At 33.9% G+C, this 22,704-nt stretch carries 11 protein-coding genes; 1 reads left to right on the top strand and 10 read right to left on the bottom strand.

Annotation, left to right across the window (positions count from 1 at the left end; translation table 11 throughout):
* Window positions 1–74: 74 nt before the first annotated feature.
* Complete coding sequence (locus CXF59_RS13355; RefSeq protein WP_101138248.1) at window positions 75–1,571, top strand: PLP-dependent aminotransferase family protein; 1,497 nt, start codon at window positions 75–77, stop codon at window positions 1,569–1,571.
* A gap of 47 nt (window positions 1,572–1,618) precedes the next feature.
* Here CXF59_RS13355 and CXF59_RS13350 read toward each other — a convergent pair whose 3' ends face one another.
* From CXF59_RS13350 to CXF59_RS13305, 10 genes are all read right to left on the bottom strand, one after another.
* Window positions 1,619–2,086 carry a hypothetical protein gene (locus CXF59_RS13350; protein WP_101138247.1) on the bottom strand — a complete coding sequence of 156 codons (468 nt, stop codon included), beginning with the start codon at window positions 2,084–2,086 and terminating at the stop codon, window positions 1,619–1,621.
* On the bottom strand, window positions 2,083–3,003 hold the full coding sequence (locus CXF59_RS13345) for a hypothetical protein (RefSeq protein WP_101138246.1): 921 nt from the start codon (window positions 3,001–3,003) through the stop codon (window positions 2,083–2,085). The genes CXF59_RS13350 and CXF59_RS13345 overlap by 4 nt, the downstream gene beginning before the upstream one ends.
* A gap of 73 nt (window positions 3,004–3,076) precedes the next feature.
* A complete protein-coding gene (locus CXF59_RS13340) occupies window positions 3,077–11,782 on the bottom strand; it encodes a LamG-like jellyroll fold domain-containing protein (protein ID WP_101138245.1) in 8,706 nt (2,901 codons plus the stop codon).
* 9 nt (window positions 11,783–11,791) lie between these two features.
* A complete protein-coding gene (locus CXF59_RS13335; protein WP_157824582.1) occupies window positions 11,792–12,712 on the bottom strand; it encodes a tail fiber protein in 921 nt (306 codons plus the stop codon).
* Between the two features lie 182 nt (window positions 12,713–12,894).
* Window positions 12,895–13,545 (bottom strand): response regulator transcription factor, encoded by a 651-nt coding sequence (locus tag CXF59_RS13330; protein ID WP_101138243.1) that lies wholly within the window; start codon window positions 13,543–13,545, stop codon window positions 12,895–12,897.
* On the bottom strand, window positions 13,546–15,543 hold the full coding sequence (locus CXF59_RS13325) for a sensor histidine kinase (RefSeq protein ID WP_101138242.1): 1,998 nt from the start codon (window positions 15,541–15,543) through the stop codon (window positions 13,546–13,548).
* 421 nt (window positions 15,544–15,964) lie between these two features.
* The gene (locus tag CXF59_RS13320; protein ID WP_101138241.1) at window positions 15,965–16,246 is read right to left on the bottom strand and encodes a F0F1 ATP synthase subunit epsilon; all 282 of its coding nucleotides are present in this window, start codon (window positions 16,244–16,246) and stop codon (window positions 15,965–15,967) included.
* A 76-nt stretch (window positions 16,247–16,322) separates the two neighbouring features.
* Window positions 16,323–17,834, bottom strand: coding sequence for a F0F1 ATP synthase subunit beta (gene atpD / locus CXF59_RS13315; protein ID WP_101138240.1), 1,512 nt, complete (start codon window positions 17,832–17,834; stop codon window positions 16,323–16,325).
* 255 nt (window positions 17,835–18,089) lie between these two features.
* Window positions 18,090–19,562, bottom strand: a complete 1,473-nt coding sequence (locus CXF59_RS13310; protein WP_101138239.1) for a G-D-S-L family lipolytic protein — start codon at window positions 19,560–19,562, stop codon at window positions 18,090–18,092.
* Window positions 19,563–19,594: 32 nt separating this feature from the next.
* Entirely contained in the window at window positions 19,595–22,417 is a 2,823-nt protein-coding gene (locus CXF59_RS13305) for a TonB-dependent receptor domain-containing protein (RefSeq protein WP_101138238.1), read from the bottom strand.
* Window positions 22,418–22,704 lie beyond the last annotated feature (287 nt).

Below are 22,704 nucleotides of genomic sequence, written 5' to 3'. Positions count from 1 at the left end.
TTAAAGTGTTGAATTATTTTAAAACGCTGCAAAAGTAGTACCTTTCCGGACTACTAAAATAGTCCAGTTTTAAAATGATAGATAGTCCGGTTAATACATTGTTAAAAAGGCTTATCCACTTTGACAAATCAAGTGCCAGCCCTGTGTATATCCAAATCTCCCAACAAATCATCAATGCCATTCAGCGTAGTTATTTAGAAGGAGGCTCTTTATTGCCCGGAACTAGACCCTTTAGCCAATTAATAAATGTCCACCGCAACACGGCCGTTGCGGTATATGACGAATTAGCTTCTCAAGGTTGGGTTGAAATAATTGCTAACAAAGGAACTTTTATTGCGGCTCCTGAACAAAGAACAGCTACAATAAAAGCGGGTTCGAACCTCATAGGAAACATTTATAATTTTGCAGAAACAACTGGATTTCCCTTTCAATCCTCTTTCCATTTATCATCAACAACAGAATTTTCAGACGCAAAGTATGAACTTAATGATGGACAACCCGATTTAAGGCTGCATCCCATTCATGAATTTTCAAAATGGTATGGCGCTTCCATGAAACGCAAATCATTGATTTCGAAATGGAATCAAAATAAAAAAACAGGGTATTCCGTCTTTGAAAACCAACTGTGTAATTATCTAAACGCTACAAGGGGACTTCATATAAACCCAAAAAACGTAATTAGTACAAGAAGTACCGAAATGAGTTTGTACATCATATCGCAACTTTTAATTCGCCCAAAAGATATGGTTTTGGTTGGGAATTTGAGCCATTATGCTGCCAACATGATTTTCCAGCAATCGGGCGCCAGTATCAAAACGATCCCGATTGACGAACAAGGCTTAAATGTCGATTATATTAAAACCCATTTTGTAAAAGGGGCAATTCGCTGTGTTTATATTTGTACTAATCGTGATTATCCCACCACTGTTTCACTAACAGCAGAAAGACGCTTAAAACTTTTACAACTTGCAAAGGAATACCAGTTTGCCATTATTGAAGATGATTATGACTATGATTTTCAGTTTGACGGCCTAGCTATGCTACCTATGGCTAGCTCGGATGTAAATGGAATGGTGATTTATTTGGGAAAGCTTGGACAATCTTTATTTCCGAGTTTTCAAACAGGATTTGTGGTAGCCCCGGAAAATTTAATCTCAGAAGCTAAGAACTATTTGCAAATGCTAGACCGCCAAGGCGATTTAACACAGGAACAAATGCTATCCGAATTGATTTATGAAGGTGAAATTCATCGATTACTCAAAAAAAACATACTGGTCTATAAACAAAGACGCGATTTTTTATACCAATGTCTTGAAGAAAATTTTAAAGACGCTATCCGTTTTAAAAAACCAACGGGCGGCTTGGCAATATGGTTACAGTTTAATACAGTAATTTCATTGGTTCAACTTTCAGAACAAGCACTACGACATGATTTGTTTTTACCTAAAACCATACTTTATCAAGACAAAGACACTTGCGCTATCCGTTTAGGCTTTGGTCACTTGAATGAAGAAGAAATAGAAATCATAGTGAAAAAATTGAAACAGGCTTATGATTTGACCCTAAAATAAAAAAGCCTAACAGTTATGTTAGGCTTTTCATTCTCACTAAAATTATTTTAGTCTACTATCTCAAAATTATCATGCGTATTAAAAGAAAGGTATGCCTTATAGGGAGTCCCAACAATCTGTGCCTTATTCTGACCATCTACCAGTTTAATTGGGTTTAATTGTTCCCCATCACTCATAAAAGACATAATAAAAGGCACCCCATTTAAAGTATACTCAATTGTTGTTGCTTTAAAAATGCCGCTGCCTTCTGAATTTGTTTTTACTAATAACGCATAGTTAGTATTGGGATTAATGCATTCCCCTTGCAATAAAGCGGAACCGTCTTCATGAACAAAAGCGATACTAGCGGGAGCAATTGTTTTAAACTCTTCGTCCTTTGAACAACTACTTAAGACAATTATAAATACAATTATAATGCTAAATGATTTATATTTCATAAACGTAAAGTTTAATTTGTGATTGGTCATAGATCCTGACGCCTTTCTATTTTTAGGTGTTGTTACTGGCAATATCATAACGCGTTTTTTAGATTAATTACAATTTCTTTAAAACTTCCACCAACTTTAACTTCATAAGTACCTTCACTTAAATTGCTGAAAATTGCCTGCCCATTATCAACTACTTGAGTACCTAAAATAATTCCTCCTGTACTTAAAACAACCTCTTCTTTTTCTATAGGAAATAAAACCTTAATCGACCCTCCTTCGTAACAGACTGCCTCTTTTTTATAATAGCTACCGTTACCCGTTGCCGTTTTAACAACAATTGTCCATTGCTGCACTATTGATTGATCTTCTGAAAGCACATTAAAAAGGGTTGGGTTTGTAAAGTTAAGTTCGTTTGCCCCAGAATTTTGTTTTACAGTTCCAATATAAACAGAAGCACCAAGACTCAAACTAAAACTAGTGTTCAAGGCAGTTACTCCTTGATCTTTATTGAGGTATACTGTTACCTGGGAGCCTTCAATCACAATGTTGTTTTTAACAACTCCAGCAAAGCTAACATCAAGTATCTCTACCTCTGATTTTAAAGCTGGACTAGCAAAAGGATAGGCCTGAAACAGATTTCCATAATGTTCATTTGCTTTAAAAGCTACTGTTTTATCAACACTTTTTACTTTATCCTTTCCCGAATCATAAATTTTAAAACTAACCGTTTCATTATTTACGTTCGAAAACACCGTCAAGTAAGCACAATATCGCTTTTCACTTTCCACATAGATCACATTAGTAACCCCACAAACCTCTCCATTTACAAAGGCAGCCACTTTGTCATTCGGATTAACTAATCCATTTCCATCATTATTTAAAAACCCCACAAAGGTCATCGTATATTGATAGTTATTTTCGTTTACAGACCAACTTGGAGCCTGTCCAAAAATGGAACTACTTATTAAAAACAGTGCGATGGCACTATATATATAATTTTTCATTTTTTGAAATTTAATTCATTAAAGCTGCCGAACTACTCTCTTGAAAGTACTTTAGGAGCTGTATACTTTAACACTAGTTTTTCATCACTTTGTTTATGATCTTTTCTCCGTTGATTTCAATTTGAAGTAAGTACGCTCCTGATGCAACCCTTGGTTGGATCTTTAATACATTTTCACCGCTTACAACATTTTGTTTTTTATCAAGTAGGATTTGACCCGTCAATGAATACAACTGTATGGAAACAATTTGATCCTCAACTGCATTCACTTTTATAGTTATTTCATTGTCAAATGGATTAGGATAAATCGTAACATTGTCTTTAATCTCCTCAATAACTATTGGTTTGGCAAAAGTTCCAAGCACATCATTGCCCTTGAAACTAAAACTTTTAGAGGTTCTTTTCTTATTGATTCCATCTCCTATATAAAACACCAATGTCTCAGAAATTTCACCATATACAGTTATAAAGCTAAGTGCTGTGTCATTTACATATTGATTCACTGTAGCTCCTTTCAAAACCCCACTTGCATCATACACAAACAATTGGTCATATCCTTGAGGTAATGAAACAACGGCATTCATGTTATCAGCATACTTTGTAAATTCTGGTCTGATTGTTTCTTGACCTAAGTCAGTTACACTATTAGCATTTTTGCCCGCATCTATTTTGCCCGATTTTGCCAAATAAGTTGGATACTTGAAGGTTTGGTCTTTACTAGAATTGATCATGTATCCTTTTCCGGACTCTAAATAATTCAACGTTCCGTTCCAACCTACAATAGGATCATAAATGGCAAATAAACTTTGGGATTTAATCACATCACCATCCGTTGCATCAAAATAAGCTAATGCTTCGTTAGTGGGCTGGTTGCCTAATAAAGAATAAGGAAGCCAGTTCCAATTTGTTTGGATTGGGAAACTCCAGGTAGAAAGCTCTACAGGAACTCCTTTTATAATTAATGATTGCTCATATGTTGTAAATACTTTGTACATTTTAGTACTAGTAAATCCTCCTCCAGTACTGATTTGTCCATCCCAACCATTTGGTGACGTGTAGGTTTCTAAACGAGCGGGCGAATGACTTTGAATTCGATCATTTGTTTCTAAACTTAAACCGTTAGTCAATTGATTAAGATCTGCAAAATTAGCATCAAGCACATTCATCGAGATCCAAGTCCAGCCTTTATTAAAAGCAATTTTTTGCTCGACTAGGCCAGAATTTTCGAAAATCGCCGGTAGACTTAGTTTTCCTAGAACCCCATTTTCTTCAAAAGGAACTGATGCATTTGTGTCTATTGTTGTGACTATCACTTTACCTTGTGACGAATCCCAAATTTTAAATTCAATATTCTCGCCAAATGCTGAATTACTGTAAACCGTTAAGAAGGCAAAATATTCTTGATAGGCTGAATTATAAACCAAATTCACGGAACCTCTAACTTCGCCATTATAAAAAGCTGCAACTTTATCATAAGAATCTTCAGAAAACTTTGCGTCCACTTTAATTCTTCCTACAATGTTCATACTGTAGTTATACAAACTAGGGTCAACAGCCCAATTGGGCTCTTGTGCTAAAACTCTAAGTTTAATTTGTAATTTTTCATCGTAACCAAAGTCAGTTTGTAAATACATATTCTCTAAGTACTCCCCCGCAGTTAACTCTTTATCAATTGTTGCCATGATAATAATTTTACTATCTGGATTGATGGTCCCAGAGCTTCTACTGAGTTTTAACCAACTCGGGATATTTGAAATAGTGAACGGTTGTCCTTTTCCACCTTTGTTCAGTACTGTAATTTCAAATGATTTCTCTTCACCACTCTTTTTTACAATATCTACAATTTCATTATAACCTTCTGCAAACCAACTTACTTCATTACGCTTTACATAAGCTGTCCAAGTTATTGGAGATTGCTGCATATTATTGGCATTGTCAAACATTCTATGCACTGTAATATCCAATACTTGTCCTTCTAACGAAGCCCAATCCGAAACTACAGGTTCTAAAATCATTTCATCCTCATTAATCACATGATTCACTTGGAATTTTATTAAATTTCTTTCTGGTTTAATTGCAGGAACATCATCTGAGTAATTCACAGTTCCATTGTTTAAAACAGCATTACTTGAAATTACTGCTTGATTGCTATACGCATGATAATAACTTGGTCCATTTCCATTTGAAGGATCAGGCTCGTTCATTCTTGCATATAATACCAACCCAATACTTTCAATATCAACTTCATTGAATCGATCTCTGCTTATTTGCTCCACATTTCTTAAAGTATTCCATAAACGGAATTCGTCTATTTTACCGGTGAATTCACGATCAACTGTTTCATTACCTGCTAGATCCTTTGATCCTCTTGCTCCTAACCATATATTATTTCCTGAAAAACCACCAATATCTGTCATTAAATTTGAAGAAACTGGTGCAGCATCAACATAGGTTCTCAAAGATCCAATACGGTTAAACAATAAGGTTACATGGTGCCAATTGTCATCTGCAACAGATTGGCTCGTTAATAAATAAGAGCTCCCTTCACTATCTAATGTTAAATTTCCTGAACTTGTTATATTAATTGCCCATTTATTTGTCAACCCATTTGATTGAACAATATCAGATCCATCACTTTTACCATTTGAAAACAAGGTTGCTTCTTGAGAAACTCCTGTTTTCATCCAAAAAGAGATAGTAGCATCCATTTCATTTGTCAACTGTACAAAGCCTGTATTGTCTAATGCTAAATAGTGGCCATTTGTAAATTCATATGAATTCCCTTTAGGCTTAATATCCCAAGCTGAATTTACTGCGGCATGTTTAAATCTGGCTAAGTCTTTTGCTAGTTCACCTCTACCTTCATCCATTGGCCAATACCCTATTAAATTGGCTTCATTCCCGATTAGCTTGTCATACATTTTAGCATATGCATTTTCTAAACTTATCGTTTTATTCCATAAGCGTAAGTCATGAATATTTCCTATAAAATCTCCACCACCAATTATTAATGGATTGTTATTCGTAAAATTTAAACTAGGATTTGCTGTAATACCAGCAATTTCAACATCATCTTGATACATACTTATTTCACCAGTACTGTTTTTATGGGTAAATGTATAATGATGAAATAAACCATCATTTGCAATACCTCCTTGTACAGTAATACCTCCCAGCGTAAAGAATAGTTCACCATTATTGAGTCCAATATTTAAACCGCCCTCTTGCTTAATAATAGTTGCATTTCCAGCAATTGTAGCATTGTTCATCCAAAATTCCAACGTTATATCTCCTGCGGTGATTTTTGGACTGTTGATAACCGTAGTATTCGTTGCACCTTCAAAATGTAATGAAACATTATGATTGATTGGCAATTGATTTGTTTGTCCTTTAATCTCAATAGTACTTACTGCCTGATTGTAAAAGATGTTTTCATTAAAACTCACTCTTAAATCTTCACCAGCACCTAAAATACCATCAATTGGCAATGGTGTCCCAAATTTTTGAGGCGCATGTAAATCAATCCTACCCGTAATAACTTCTGAAATAAACTCTGTGTCATTTGTACAAGAACTTCGAGCTCTAATTTCATAATCTCCATCTAGCAAATTCAAACCTGCAATATCAAATGAATAGGACAGTGACGAACTACTGATTAAAGAAATTTCAGATTCAGCATTTACAACAGCATCATCATAAAATGCTTGGCTACCATAATAGCTATGTAAACGTGTCCAATTAGGAGAAGTTGCCAATCGATACTCTAAATCAATTTTTTTGAAACTTTCAAAAGCGGTATTAAAACCTATCATGTTTACCATTAATGGTTTTGTTGAACCATCTAAATTATAAGCCTCATCTCTATTATACGTCCAATTATCTAATGGTGCATTTACAGTAACTTCAGAGCAAGCCGGAATAAAATGAGCAGAAACCTCTACCTCAGAATACACATGCACCGGATCACATTTTGAAGATAGATATACAATTATATCCTCATAATCAAACTCATCCGAAACTGACTTCCCTACTGTTAACGTAAAATAAGTGGGCTCTCCATAAGGTACATATACACTATTCCCGTTTGCACCTATGTTAATTATTGCATTTAAAGGATTAGAAGTGTTTTCTACCACTAAATCAAAATAATTATAGTCAGAATTGCTACTATATATATCGCTTAAATTTTCCAATTTTAATACAAATTCTGCATTTTGGCCTTCTGGTATATTACTTATATCGTTTGGTCCCTCAATTGTTAATAGTATGTTTTCAACACTTTGTGTAGCAAAACTTAATTGAGCCTTTGCAAGATCTGTACAACAATCTACATCTTTAGAGAAATCTAACTCAAGTAGCGTTCTTTCAGCTACTAAAGTCCGTTTTAATAATAAATTAGTTGGCGTTGGAAGCTCTAGTATTTCCTTTTGATTTGCATCAATTCTACTTTGAACATCAAAATAGCCAGCAAAGAAAGCAGCAAATTTAGCCTCTGTAAAAAACTTAGATTCTTCTGGACCTTCATAAGGACAAGAAGTTCTTCCACCTTGCGTTATAAAAATTGGACCATTACCATCAAAAGAATTCACCACATCAACACTTAATAAGTTTGCTGGATCATTATCCTTTAGCGTATAACTTATGTTTGCAGTAGTTTGCTCCTCTTCGGTTAAAGATGTATTTATATCTTGTTGAAAGTACCCTTTTGTTTCGTTTAGAAACCCTGCGTCATTTATAGAGAAACCTATTTCAAGAGTAAACTCTTCATCTAAAGTTAAATTATATTCAGTTGAAGTTTCTGATATTACACTCGTTTCAACACTTCGTGTAAACTCAGCTACCCCTGCATCAAATGAAATATTATCATCAAAATATTGATCTAATAAATTATTTATTTTGTTTGATTCAGCCAGTTTAGCTCTCAAATTTGATTCACCAAGCGGATCATCACTATTGTTTATGGCTGATGTAATTTCTCTATTAAAGTTAGAGATCACATTTGCTAAAGTAGCCTTGTATTTTTCTCGTTCGTTTTTTGCTAAATACTTGCTTTTTTCATTATCTAAAATCACTTTTTTCCACAATCTAATTTGTTCTTCATATCCATCAATATCTCTTGGGTATGGTAGACCATCTTCAGCAGTGATGCTGTTTTCAAGATTATTAATGAACAATTCATATTCTGGAATTAAGGTTGTTAAAATATGTTTTTGCGAAAAAACAAAAAATGTTTCAGATGGCTCTTCCACAAAGTATACTGCTTTTTGTTTACTCAAATAAATTGTTTCCCCTAAATCATTCTCTAATGAATATGCCGCTCCACCATCAAAAGAAGCCGTTGAAACTGTTGATGCCTGAATATCATTAAAAGAACCATATGATTGATTTTTTGAATTTCCTATATATAAATCACCGTCTGCCCCCACATAATCAGGATCGTCACTGGTAGAAATGGTTTGACTGAACGTATATGTTTTTGTTAAACTTTTACCATCTTTGGAAGAACCAGAAACTCCAATTCCAACTTCAAGATTATTAGATACTTTAGATTTAACTACCGGACCTGTTAAACCTCCTCCAATTTCAAAAGTTGCCCCTAAAGCAACTTTAAGTTTACTTTCACCACCCTCAGTAGCAGCAAATGAACTCTCTGTTGTGAATGTGAAACTTGTTCCTTTTTCAATAGAAGCAAAACTATTAGAACCTGGTGGATCTCTTAAAATTATGTCTGGTATGTCTGGAGCTTCTGTTGTAAATGTTCTTGTACCATCAGATTCCCCTCCTAAAATAATACCCGTATCCTTATAATTTTCAACAGGATAATCATCACTATTTATTCTGTACCTTAGTGTACTCTCTTTTGTAAATGGATAAGAATTTGCAGGCAATCCTCCTTTAAATGTATAGGTTAAAATACTTCCATCATTTGGGTCAACTTCAATAGTTTCAGAATCAGCCAATGCCAAATTATTATTTGCAAGTAATTCACCATCAATTACAGGTACCAAATCTTCTACTTCACTATTATCATCATAATTAGTGTAACGCTCAAACCTATTTAAAACAACTTTGTATTCTTTAAATTGAGAATATACTGGGAAATCAAAACCTCCCGTACTTATTTTAATGCCATCGATCTCTACGGTTTTATCAGAAGTTTGTTCAACTACTTTTAATACAGGCGTAGAACGATACGTAAAACTTTTTGCATAATGATAAGGAGTACCCGTTTCAAAAGTTCCATCATCGTACTCAAATTTTGGAGTTGTTACATCAACCGCTTCTGAAAAATTAAAAGGTTCAGCCCCGTCTAGAATTGAAATATTTGCTAAATTATTTGAAATTATGATATCATTTGGTAGTAATTCATAATCTAACGGTAATAATGCTACCCTATATTCACCTGATTCACTATTAGTTGTAGGAAAGTAAACTTTAGTAGAAGGAATAACTGCTGCTCCACCTGCTTTGTAACCTAATGTAATGTCTGCTACTCCAATATTATTTTTTGAACTAATAGTTATGGTTTTTGGATCTCCATTTGTATCCGTAATTGTTTTTTCAAACAGTCCGTTTTCTCCAAAACCAATTACTTTTGCTGCTTCAACAGATCCACCAACAACTCTACCCACAACGGTAACTCTTGTATCATCAATAAAAATTACTTGTTCATTTGAGTCTTCAAAAAACTCCTTAAATGTTCCTGTTTCTGCAGGAAATCTACTGTTATAAACAAATGTATGTCCGTCTTTTTTTAAGGTAATGTAATGGTTTCCAATAGGAACACTTACATCAAAATAACCTTGCTCATCAGAAACTACTGGAATATTATTTTCACCCAATACTATATTTCCGTCTATATAAATATTTACGCCTTCAGATGCAATATCCGCATAAAGTTCTAAATAATCATCATCTTTTAAAGCATCATCAACACCATCGTATGGTGTGCCATTATCATTTAGCCAATATTTTCCTTTTGGATATTTTTCACTTCCTATTTCATAATAATTATAACCTTCATCTTTAATTCCAGGATCACTTATTACATTATCTCCTTCTATTTGTCCTTCTAATTCAGCAAGAGGTTTAAACACACCTCTTGAATCAAACAACACTTTTCCTTTAAAACTAAAAGAAGATTTATCAATAAAATCAATTTTATTAACCACTTCAGATCCTTGTCCTAAGAAAACTAATTGTTGCCCTGGTTCAAATTGATGTTGGCCATATAATGGGGTAATATTAAATGATTCTCCTGTACCGGAATAAGGAATAGAAGTAATTTGGTAATTCCCATTTTTATCGGTAACCCCTAAAACACCTAATTGATCTGAGCTAGGAGTATTACCAGTCCCTGTTAACCAGGTGGTTGCAACTAACTTTCCGTTATTTTTATTGTAAATAAACCCGTTTCTAGAAAAATCGTAGGCAAATTCTCCAACATTTTCATTGGCACTTAAATAACTAATTAAATTATCATTATTACCACTAATATAGCGCGTATAATCTGTTCTTATTTTAACAGTATCTAATGCTATTCTCCAAACTCTCATTTCGTCTAAAATAGCAGCATTTTCACCTCCTAAATAAACATTATCCCATTTATAATTTGGATCTGATAACGTTAATGAATTTGTTTGTGTCGGTAATTCTATCTCAAAATAAGGAGTTATATAATTAGCATCTACATTTACCAATTTCGCATGAGTATCATTTCTAAAATAAGTACTTATTTTCCTACCATTAATAAATAATGATGGTACTTGCCCATCTCTCATTATTACAGAAAAGTGAACAAACTTTGTATTAAATTTTGAAACAGCATCTAATTTTTCATCTCCTCTATCGTTGAGTGTTCCTGATGGATAGTAATTGTGTAATTTATAAATGCTCCCGCCTATATTTACTTCAAGAATATTTGAAGTAGCGAATAATTTTACTTTTACATCAATAGATTTACTATCCCCTAAACTTTCCAACTTAAATAAACGGATTGCGTCACCTGTATCATCAGTATACGCAGCTTCAGGCTTTAACCAAGCTTGAAAAGTAGCTTCGGTTGTAATGTTTTTAGTTATTCCTTTAATTTCCACTTGTCCTTCGCTGGGAATTTCAAGCGCACTTCCAAAATTAGTAGCAGCTCCATCTGAGCTTGCTCTAATAACAACATCTTTTACAGGGCTTCCTCCATTAAAACTCACATTTCCTGTAACTATTGCTGTTGGGTTTCTAAAACCAATACCAGTAATATAATTTGCATATAATTCTTCTGTATTATTTACACCCTCTGCAAATAACTTATATTCGTATAAAACACCACCTTCTACATATTTATCTTCATATTCACTATCAGTTTTTGAAATATTTTTCAAAAAATCGTCTTCATTACTCCAAGGCAAAGGAGTATCACTATATTCTCGTCTATACAATTTAAGTGTGGTAATTAAATCGCTATTACTCCTTAGACTCCAGCTTATAAGTACTTTATCTCCAAAATATCCTTTTGAAACTTCAAAAGATCCTTCTCTATCTGTGAAAGTTGGGTATAAATACAATACATCCCACGGAAAACGAATGTCTAACGGATTAGTATTACGCTCACTATTAAAATTTTGTCCTAGATACGGTGCACCAACCTGTATAGAATACTTCTTGCCATCAGAGGCCGTTTTCTGTATTGCTTGTGAAACAGTAACTACTTTAGCCCCGGTATCATTTTGCGCCCATAGCCCTGTAACCAGGAACCATAAACCCAGTGTTATAATTATTTTTTTCATAATTAGAGCTTATAGTTTAATTATATAGTTTACACCGTAATTTACTGGGCGAGTTTCTGCAGTAATTCCTTTATTTTCTGTACTACCCTGTATTTCATGGTTGTGACGACCATTTGTTTTATAAAAGCCCCCCCCATGTATACCACCTGTACCACCACCCGAATCAACAGTACCTCCCCATCCATTACCTACCATTAAACCTACACCTGATCTAGGTTCTATTTGATCCTGAGTTAAAGCTCTATCCCCTGTAGTTAGATTAAGTCTGTGGTTGTGATTGGCTAAATTAGCTTGGTCACCTTGTGTTTCATTTACATCTGGTCCATCATTTCCTGCAAAACTCCCTCCATTGCGATTTATTCCTGCACCTCTTAAAAACATACCACCTAAGTTTGGTGTATTATTACTATTTAATAGTGCAATTAATTTTGTTGCAGTACTTGGTAAAAGATCACCATTACAAAGTGCCCATCCTGTAGGTACTTGATTGGCTGCTCCCACAAACGGCATAATAGCACCTGTTGGCACCCCATTATTTGCTGAAATTGCGTAAGGCACGTACTTTAATGGTTCGTCAGAAATTACAGTTAGATTATTTCCTATTTGAGTTTCAATTTTCAATTTCATATTATAATTTGAAAACAGCGGATTACTTTCAGGAAGAACATTCATCACATAAGAAAAAACTCCAAAAGCGTCTGGTATTATATTTGGTACCCTTTCATAATAAGCATTTTTACTTGTACCTGCATCATCATAATAAATAGTGAATTCAAGAGTTATTGGCTCTCCATCTGTAATAGCAGTATTATTATTATCCCTAACAATACCTTGCACAGCAATACCTGCTTGTGTAAATGATACCTGAGCGTAATTTGTTGTAATAGTGAACAACATTAAAAACGATAGTAAAAGTAATTTTGTTTTCATGGGTAGTAGTTTTTTAGTTTTTTAGTTTTTTTAACCATTAATCAACTGCACTCTAACTCCTTAAGGTTAAAGCTTGAGATTTGTAAAGGTAGATGTAGCCTTATTAGCATAAAATACGTAGTACTACGTATTTTATGCGTAGCGCTTGTTAAGTGGCATAAAGCTTAAAAAACAGTGTGTAATTACAGTGATGAAATAATATCCTTATTATAAATTGCCCAAGAAGTTAAGGCATTTGCTTCGCCTTTTAAATTCAATTTATTAATAATATTGCTGCGGTGTTTCTCTACAGTTCTTAAAGAAACCGATAAATTTATAGCAATGGTATTTGTAGATTGTTGTTGTGCTATTAATTTTAGTATTGTAGATTCTGAAGGGGATAATAATTTTAGATGTTGCAATTCTTCAGTAACATAAAGCAGCAAACTATTACCTAAAGAGACGCTATAATAATTTTTATTGTTTAAAACTGCAGTTATGCAACGTTCTATTTCATTAAACGAATCTTCTTTCAATAAATAGCCTTGTATGTTTAATGATTTTGCCTGCAATATGTATTCAGATTCTCCATGAAAAGACTGAATGATAAATTTTGTAAGTATATTTTTCTCTTTGGCAATTTTAATAACTTCAAAGCCTGACAATAAAGGCATATCAATATCTAAAATTGCAAGTGTAGGGGCTCGTTTTAAAATTAATTCTAAAGCTTCTGATCCATTTGTTGCTTGGCCAACAACCTTATAATTATTTGAAACCAACTCTTCATTCAAACCTTTTAAAAGCATTGGATGATCATCAGCAATAATGATACTCGTATTTTTTTTGTTTTGCATTTAAACAGGTATTATCAATTTTACAACAGTACCTTTATTAAGTTTTGTTGTAATTTCTAAATTAGATTTTATAATTTTTGCACGTTCATTTAGCGTTTTCATTCCTAAACTCACATTTTTATTTAACTCCTTTACAAAATCAAATCCTTTACCGTTGTCTTCAATAGTTATATTAATAAGTTTGTTGTTTTTTTTAATGGTAATATAAGTAGCATTTGCATTTGCATGTTTTACAATATTATTTAATACTTCTTGTATAATGCGGTACAAATGAAGTTCCGATTCTTCGCTAAGCACATTATCAATGTTTTCAATATCATTGGTAAAAAAAATAGCAGTATGTTTATCTACCCCATTAATCATCGCTTCTAATGCGGCCGTTAATCCTAAAGCCTCAATTGCAGGAGGATGAATGGCTTGTGAAATAGTTCTTAATTCATCTAAAGTACTTTCAGAAAGAGAAATCAAATCCAAATCTGTATACATTTTGGTTCTTTTTGTCAATAGCATTAGTTTTTGCCCAACACCATCATGAAGTTCTCTTGCCAATCTAACACGTTCTTTTTCTTGTGTCATAATAAGATTTTGAGCATAAATTTCTTCTGATTTTTGTCTTTTTTTAGCTGAATTTATAGACCGGATTAGTAGTATAAACGCAAAAAAACTAATTAATCCAGTAGAAGTAAATATTAACCATTGATTTTTTACTTTATTCCGAGCATCTAATAAACTAATATTCTCTTTTTGCTCTTTAATTTTAAGGTCTCTTTTCCCTGTTTCATATAACGTTTGGTAGTATGTTAATATTTTTACTTTTTGAATATCGTAAATAGAATCTTTTAGTGAATAGTAATTGTTGAGATGGTAATATGCATTTGTTTTATCACCAAGTGCTTTATATACTTTTGATAAAAACTTCTCTGCATTTAGAATTTCTTCCTGTTCCCTACCCTTGCCAATAAGATCTAAATGTTCTCTCGCAAATTTTAATGATTTTTGATAGTCTCTTTTTGCAAAAGTTACATTTTTTAAAGCTTCTAAATAATATGCTTTATTCGCCTTATTATTATATAATTCAATATTATTTTCAATTTCTTTTATATATTTTACAGCCTTATCAATCCTTTTACCCTCTGCATATGCTATTATTATTTTACACACTAAAATGGGATGTAAGTAGGCGTCCTGCTCAATTGTTTTATTAATCTCTATTGCTTCTAATAAGTTACGAGTACCTTCTTTAATATTTCCTATTCTTTTATAATCTTCTGAAGCATTAAAATATAAATAAACTAAATTTCTATTTCTATTTGATTTTTTAGCTAAAACTATAGCCTCATCCCTTTCTAGTTTAGCCTCCTTATAAAATGCATTTTTAGTATACAAATTAGCCAATGAATTTTTAACACTTAAAATATTAAAGGTGTCTTTTACTTTTTTAAAAAAAGTATATGCATTTTTGTAATTTTGAACAGCTTCATAAGAATTATCTATGGATTCATAAACTTGCCCTGTATATAAATTTACAAATCCTAAAATACGCTCATCTTTAGCCTTTAACGCAAAGGTTCTAGAAATTTCATACGTTCTTAATGCTTCCTCAGGTTTCTCATTAAAAAAATAACTATCAGCGCCATTTAAATACAATCTCGCTAATGCATGGTTGCTTTTTACATTAATTGTTTTTCCTAAAAAATCTTTAAATAACCTTAATCCCTCCTTAGGTTTTCTAACAATACTATTGTAATAATAAATTAAATCAGCGGTATTATTTGCTGCCATGTTTAAGGAGTCTAGTACAAGTGCGTAAGCTATTGTATAAGACACCAAAGAGTCGTAATGTAATGTGAGTTGATTCTTTACAAGGTTGCTCAGGCTATCCATTAATTTTAATCTCTCTCCCTTTTTAGCAAGTTCAATTTTAGTTTTTAAGACAGAAATTTTTGCAGAAATTTCTGATTCCTGCGCAGTAAGTAGCGTTGCGAAAAGTAGTAACAAAATTAGAAATCGGGTTCTCAACGTAGTTTAATTTATAAATAATATGTTTTTAAAATAATGAAACACTAATCTTTAAAAAACACGAGATAATAGTCTGCGCACAATTTCTTTAGAAGTTACAAACAAACCGCTTGACTTCAATAGTCCATTTCTCGTTTATAGCTATAAATTGATCCGTTTATAAAAATTATCATTTAATAACTTACAAAGTAGCTAAATTAAATTGACCGTACTTAATTAATCGTTGAAAGTTATTAATATCCGCTTAAATACTTGTTTTAGGGAGTTTATCAAGAAAATACTTGTTTTTTTATCTAGACACTGTTCCTGAAGTATTCACGGATTAAAATACAATCCTTAACTGTTGTAAACAAAAAAGCCTAACATCACTGTTAGGCTTTTCTTATATATTCTAATTATTCTAGTCTACTAAAACAATTACTTTATTGTCTTTCATTTCTATAGTTCCAGATGAAATAGATAAAGTGTAATTCTGCTCATCTACTTTTGTAAACATAGCAGCCACTTCTTTACTAAACTCTAAACTTGGCGCTGTAATACTTACAGTCCCTTTCTGAAGCAACGAAACAATCGGTGCGTGATTATTTAAAATTTGAAAAATTCCGTCAACACCCGGTACGGATATCGAAGTTATTTCTCCTTTGAATAATGAAGCTTCCGGTGATACTATTTCTAAAATCATAATATTTGAGTTATGAATTATAAGTTATGAATTATGAATTTATTAAAAACTCATAATTCATAACTCATAACTATTTTTAAGCTTCTGCCAACATTTTTTCTCCAGCCTCAATAGCTTCTTCAATTGTCCCTTTAAGGTTGAATGCTGATTCCGGTAAGTGATCTAATTCACCATCGATAATCATATTAAATCCTTTGATAGTATCTTTAATATCAACTAAAACACCTTTTAAACCTGTAAATTGCTCAGCAACGTGGAATGGTTGAGATAAGAAACGCTGAACACGACGTGCTCTTGAAACCGATAACTTATCTTCTTCCGATAATTCTTCCATACCTAGAATCGCAATAATATCTTGCAATTGTTTGTATTTTTGAAGGATCTCCTTTACTCTTTGTGCACAATCATAATGCTCATCACCTAAAATTTGTGGAGTTAAAATTCTTGAAGTAGAATCTAACGGGTCAACCGCTGGATAAATACCTAATTCAGCAATTTTACGAGACAACACTGTTGTTGCATCTAAGTGAGCAAATGTTGTTGCCGGTGCTGGATCTGTTAAATCATCTGCAGGAACGTAAACCGCCTGTACAGATGTAATAGACCCTTTGTTTGTCGATGTGATACGTTCTTGCATCGCTCCCATTTCTGTAGCTAATGTTGGTTGGTATCCTACTGCAGAGGGCATACGACCTAAAAGTGCCGAAACCTCAGAACCTGCTTGTGTAAAACGGAAGATATTATCAACAAAGAACAATACATCTTTCCCTTGATCTGTTCCTGCTCCATCACGGAAATACTCAGCAATAGATAATCCAGAAAGTGCTACACGAGCACGAGCTCCTGGTGGCTCATTCATTTGACCGAAAACGAAAGTAGCTTTAGACTCTCTCATTCCTGGCATATCCACTTTAGATAAATCCCATCCTCCATTTTCCATAGAGTGCATGAAATCATCACCGTATTTTATAATCCCTGACTCTAGCATCTCACGAAGTAAGTCATTCCCTTCACGTGTTCTTTCCCCTACTCCTGCGAATACAGAAAGTCCACCGTGACCTTTTGCGATATTGTTGATCAACTCTTGAATCAATACTGTTTTTCCAACACCTGCACCACCGAACAATCCAATTTTACCCCCTTTTGAGTAAGGCTCAATTAAATCAATTACTTTAATACCTGTGAATAAAACTTCAGATGAAGTTGATAAATCCTCGAATTTAGGAGCTTGACGGTGAATTGACATTCCGTTTTCTCCTGTTTTTGGTAAGTTTCCTAGTCCATCGATTGCATCTCCGATTACATTGAATAAACGACCGTAAACATCAGCACCAATCGGCATTTGGATAGGATATCCTGTTCCAACTACTTCATAACCTCTACTCAAACCATCTGTTGAGTCCATCGAAATGGTACGAACCGTGTTTTCACCAATGTGAGATTGTACTTCAAGTACTAATAAAGTACCGTCTTTTTTTGTGATTTCTAACGAATCATAAATTTTTGGAAGTTCAACATCTTTACCGTTGAAAACTACGTCAACTACTGGGCCAATGATTTGGGCAACTTTTCCTATTACTTTTGACATTACTTATGTATTTATTAAATAGCTATTTAGGTTTATGAAATAGAACTAACCGAAACTAATCGATTAGACACTTTTATCAGGGTGCAAAGATAATTTTTTAAAATAAAAAATCAATAATTTTTTATCTAAAAAACAGGAAAAAATTAAAAGCTTTTTTAAAAACCCAAACCTGTCCCGATTAGGTATTAAAAAAAGCAAAAAAACCGCTCGACTTTCGACGAGTGGTTTTTTATTTTTTATTCGAACAAATTTAAATTAAAGTGATTTTGGAAACAATATTCTATAATTCCCTAAATCAACTGCTTTTAAGTTTGAACCGTAAGTCGTATTAATGGCTTGAGTAAATTTGTTTGCAATCATTGCGTACCCCCTTGGAGAAGGATGCACACCATCCGTTGAAAATCCACCACCTATAACAAAGGCAGCAGTTACAGTAAATCCATTAGCCGTAAATCCAGGACCTGCAACTTGTGTCATTAAAGCATTAATATCAACAAAAGCCAATACTTTAGCTGTTGCAACTGCTTTAATTTTTGTATTGTAAGCGTCCGTCGCTGTCTTCAATTCTAAAACCTCACTTTTAGACAAAACCCACTTATCAGCTAAAGGAAACTGGGTACCGTTCCCTAGAGGTAAGAAAGCTTGGGCACTAACCCCGCCCGATGATAAAAGTACATAATCTGCTGAAGTTGTTTGTCTCAAAGAAGGTAGCACCAATCCAGCTGCAGGTACATTTACAGTAGTCAAATACTCATCATTCATAACCAACCCATTTGCGCCAGCAGTAAAACTAATTGTTCTAGCTAATCTTTCTGCCTCTGTAATCAACGATGCGTTTTTAGCAGCTGTTAGTCCACCGTTATAGGCCGCGTATGCGCTATTCAAAGCAGAGGCTTGCGCCGCCGTTACCGCAGCTGAATTATATGGAACTGTTGTGAAGAAGGGAGTTGTAGTTACGTAAGGAATATTTGCAACAACTCCTTTAGCCCCTCCAGAGGTCAATGTATTTACCAAAGCATCATAAGTAGCATCAAAACCTGCACCTGCAGGACCTGCAGAAGGTGTAATTGGATCTGTTCCATCTCCACCCGTTATTGCATAACCCAAAACATCGTTGGCTCCTATCCAAAGTGAAAAGAAAGTTGGCGCTTGAGACATTGCATAAGTCAAAACCGAAGTAGTACCATTTGGAGCAAAACGAACATAATACGGATTAGCAGTTTTTAGAGCAATACCTGCAGCACTACCATAGCTGGGCGATAACAAATGAAAACTTTTCGCCCCCGGAACACCACAGTTATTGTAAGGACCTCCCGAAACTATTGAAATTAAAATCTCCGTTGTAGGAACTCCTGAGACTGGAGTTGGTGCTCCACCACCCGTCGAAGCCAATCTTGGACCATACCCAGGAATCTCGGCCCCATTAATTTTAAACCCACCTATATTGTCTGACATAAATGGAATTTTAAAATCCCCGCCACCAACTGCTTTAAATTGGTCCGCCATTATATTTGTATGAGATGCTTTTTGACCTTCGATAAACAAGGCACCATCGGAATAACCAGAGGTCAATGAATTTCCTAATGCAACATATTTTGAAAAGTTAGCAGTCCCAGCTGTTAAAGGCAAACCGTCTGAGGAGTTAGAAACTACCACTACGGCATCATCACTATTACATGCTACAAAGGTTAAAGAAACCAATAGTAACCATTTAAAATTTTTTATCATTATTATGTTTTTTTTTAAAAGTTTTATAAGTACTACGGGTTGATTGTCCAAGAGGCAAAATACTGTTGCCCGATCAATCCAGCACCTAATACTTGTCCATATTCCTTCCCTCCAATATTTGAAGCACCTAGCTTAAGCGTTGATTTTAATTTAGGAAGCTCATAATTGACTTGAGCATCAATTACAGTAGCGGCAGCGATAATCCCATCCGCGAATGTAGATTGCCATAAATAAGAAGTGTTATATCGTCCACTCACATTAAAACCAAAGTTCTTAAATAATTTTTCATTTCCGAATGATGCTTTCACTCTGTGTTTCGGAGTGTTAAAACCAGCTTCAAAACTTGGGTCTTTTGCCTGATCAAAGTTAAATTCAGCATAGTTATAATTAACTCCTACTTCGAAATCTTTATATACTTTTCTAGAAAGACCTAAACCAAAACCAAGTGACTCAATTTCCACTTTAGTATTAGTGTACAATTGAAATGCTCTAAAATTACTGTTTGCAAGAGCATGAACAGACTGAAATCCTGGGTCAGCGCTTGGAATACCACTTGGAGAATCTTGAGCGGTACCATATAAAGGAGCAACCACATTAAGATTCCCAATGAAGTCATTATAGATATTGTAATAACCATTAACATCTACCGAGAACCCTTTTATGAACGAGCGATACCCTAATTCAAAAGCTTTTACTTGTTCCGGTTTAACATAATCCACGTTGGTTTTTCTCAATAGTGCAGGATTTCCAGCTGCTGAAAATGCGCCTACTGAAGTTGCAGTGTACGAGTTATTATAAGCATTCAACCCATTGACTGTTACCGTTGGACCACCAGCAAATGCCTGACCCACAGGAGTACCAACCGCTAATACTTCGCTATATCTTGTTAAGTTATCTGGGTTAGAACCTAATAAAATTGCACTACCTACGTTAAATCCGATGTACTGGTCTTGTGTAGTAGGGTTTCTAAAACCGGTTTGAAATGATCCCCTAAAGTTATGTCGTCTGCTTTCACCACCAGAATATACCAGAGATACTCTAGGCGAAACGTTTCCATCATAATTTTGTGCTTTATCATAACGTATCGATCCTGTGAATTTTAATCTATCGTCCATGAATTTTTTTGTTAACTGCGTATATGTGCCATACTCGTTGTAATATATTGGTCCATCTTTATCAGTATATATTCTTCCAAAAGAATTTAACTGATATTGTCTAAAAGAACCTCCCACTTGAATTTCTGCAAATTTTATAAGATCATGAAAATTGTAATTAGCGTCTGAATGGTATATTCTAGAATTGTCTACCAATTTAGACCCAGAAAGCACGCTTGCTTCATTAGTAACTTTATTAAAAGCCGATTGAAATCCTGGAGTCCCAGGAATTAATCTACCCGTATCAGCAACGTTTCTTGCTGCAATATGAGCATTTTCTGGAGTTGACCCATTTAAAGTAGCCCCAGCATAAGTAGCTGCGTACTGCCCAAACCAAGTCTTATCATCTTTCCAAACTCTATTAATATTTATACCCGTAAAAAGCATGTCATATGAGTTTCCGCCATCTTCTGAAGTGGTGTACCCTCTTAAGAAAAAGTTTTTCCCTTTTATCTCTAACTTATGCTGCTGCATAAAAAAGTTATTCAAGTAATACCTGTTTGCTCCTTGATAAACCGCATTACCAAACCCAAATTTACTTTGCCAAATAACCTCAACGTCATTAGCAAATGGCTTGTAATGAAGTGAAAAATCGATCTTGGTGTTGCTTGCCTTATTATCCGTAAGATCAACCTCATTATACCCCGTTCTACTTACATTGTAGTTAGGTAGTATACTATTAAAAGCAGCAAATTGTGACTGAGTTATAGCGCCCGCACTCAACAAGCCTGCAGCAACTCCTTTAATATTTGTAGTAACTTCATCACCATAAACATTTATCCCATCATAATTCACATGACTCCTGTCTCTTCCAACATTGGTCTTGTCATCATAGTTTGTAGCATACCAGTCAGTACCACGCAAATAGGTAAAGTTAGCTTTTGCAGCAAGTTTCGGACTAAATGCATGCGCCATTCTAATCCCATAATCAACATAGTCATTTGTCCCAGCAGCTTTTTGACTTGTTTGTCCAAATTTTGCATAAGCAGTAATCCCCTGCTTTGTAAATGGGCTTTGACTAGTCATAAATAAAATACCATTAAATGCATTAGCCCCATATAAAGCAGAAGATGCCCCTGGTAGTAACTCTACACTTTGAACGTCAATTTCTGAAACTCCAATTAGGTTTCCTAAGACAAAGTTTAATAAAGGAGAAGCGTTGTCCATTCCATCAACTAACTGCATGAAACGCGTATTTGCAACTGTTGCAAAACCACGAGTATTGATAGACTTAAAAGACAAACTACTTGTATTCATTTGTACTTCTTTCATATTTTCCAAACCATCATAAAAAGTAGCAGATGCTGACTTTTTAATATCCGCAATTCCCATTCTTTCAATGGTAACTGGGGACTCTAAAACTCGCTCGGGAGTTCTTGAAGCTGACACCACAATCTCATTAAGCAAATTTTGCTCATCTTTTAAAATGATATTTACCTTTTGATTATTCGTCGTAATATTTACTCGTTTGGAAATAAATCCAATACTTGAGATTTCAATTACATACGGTAATTTGCTTGAAGCGTTTAGCAAGAATTTTCCTTCGATGTCAGTAACTGTCCCTGCGGCGCCTCCAACAACTTTAATGTTGGCTCCAAAAATTGGCTGAACGTCACTATCAGTAACTGTACCAGAAATTGAATTCTGAGCAAAACTTATGCTGCAAAAAAACAATGACAAAAAAAGTAAATACATTTTCATTTGGTTTAATTTTATAGATTTAGATTACCAAAGTACAATTATTTTTAATATTAATAAAAAAACGCTAAAAAAATTTCATTATTACTATCTTTTTGATCCCATTTTAACATTTTATATATTGTTATTTCATCAATTAAAATTAAAATTTTACTCCTAAAACACCAAAATACTATGCATACATATAAAATTAGTTAAAAAACTGCGTTTATCGTAAAAATTGCGTTTTAAAATTATTTTAAACAAAAAAAAAAGCAAGATTCACATCTTGCTTTTTTTCTGTTTAAATA

This window comes from Flavobacterium sp. ALD4 (assembly GCF_002836475.1).
In the GTDB taxonomy this organism is placed as follows: Bacteria; Bacteroidota; Bacteroidia; order Flavobacteriales; family Flavobacteriaceae; genus Flavobacterium.
This window is presented reverse-complemented; position numbering and strand designations above follow the sequence as displayed.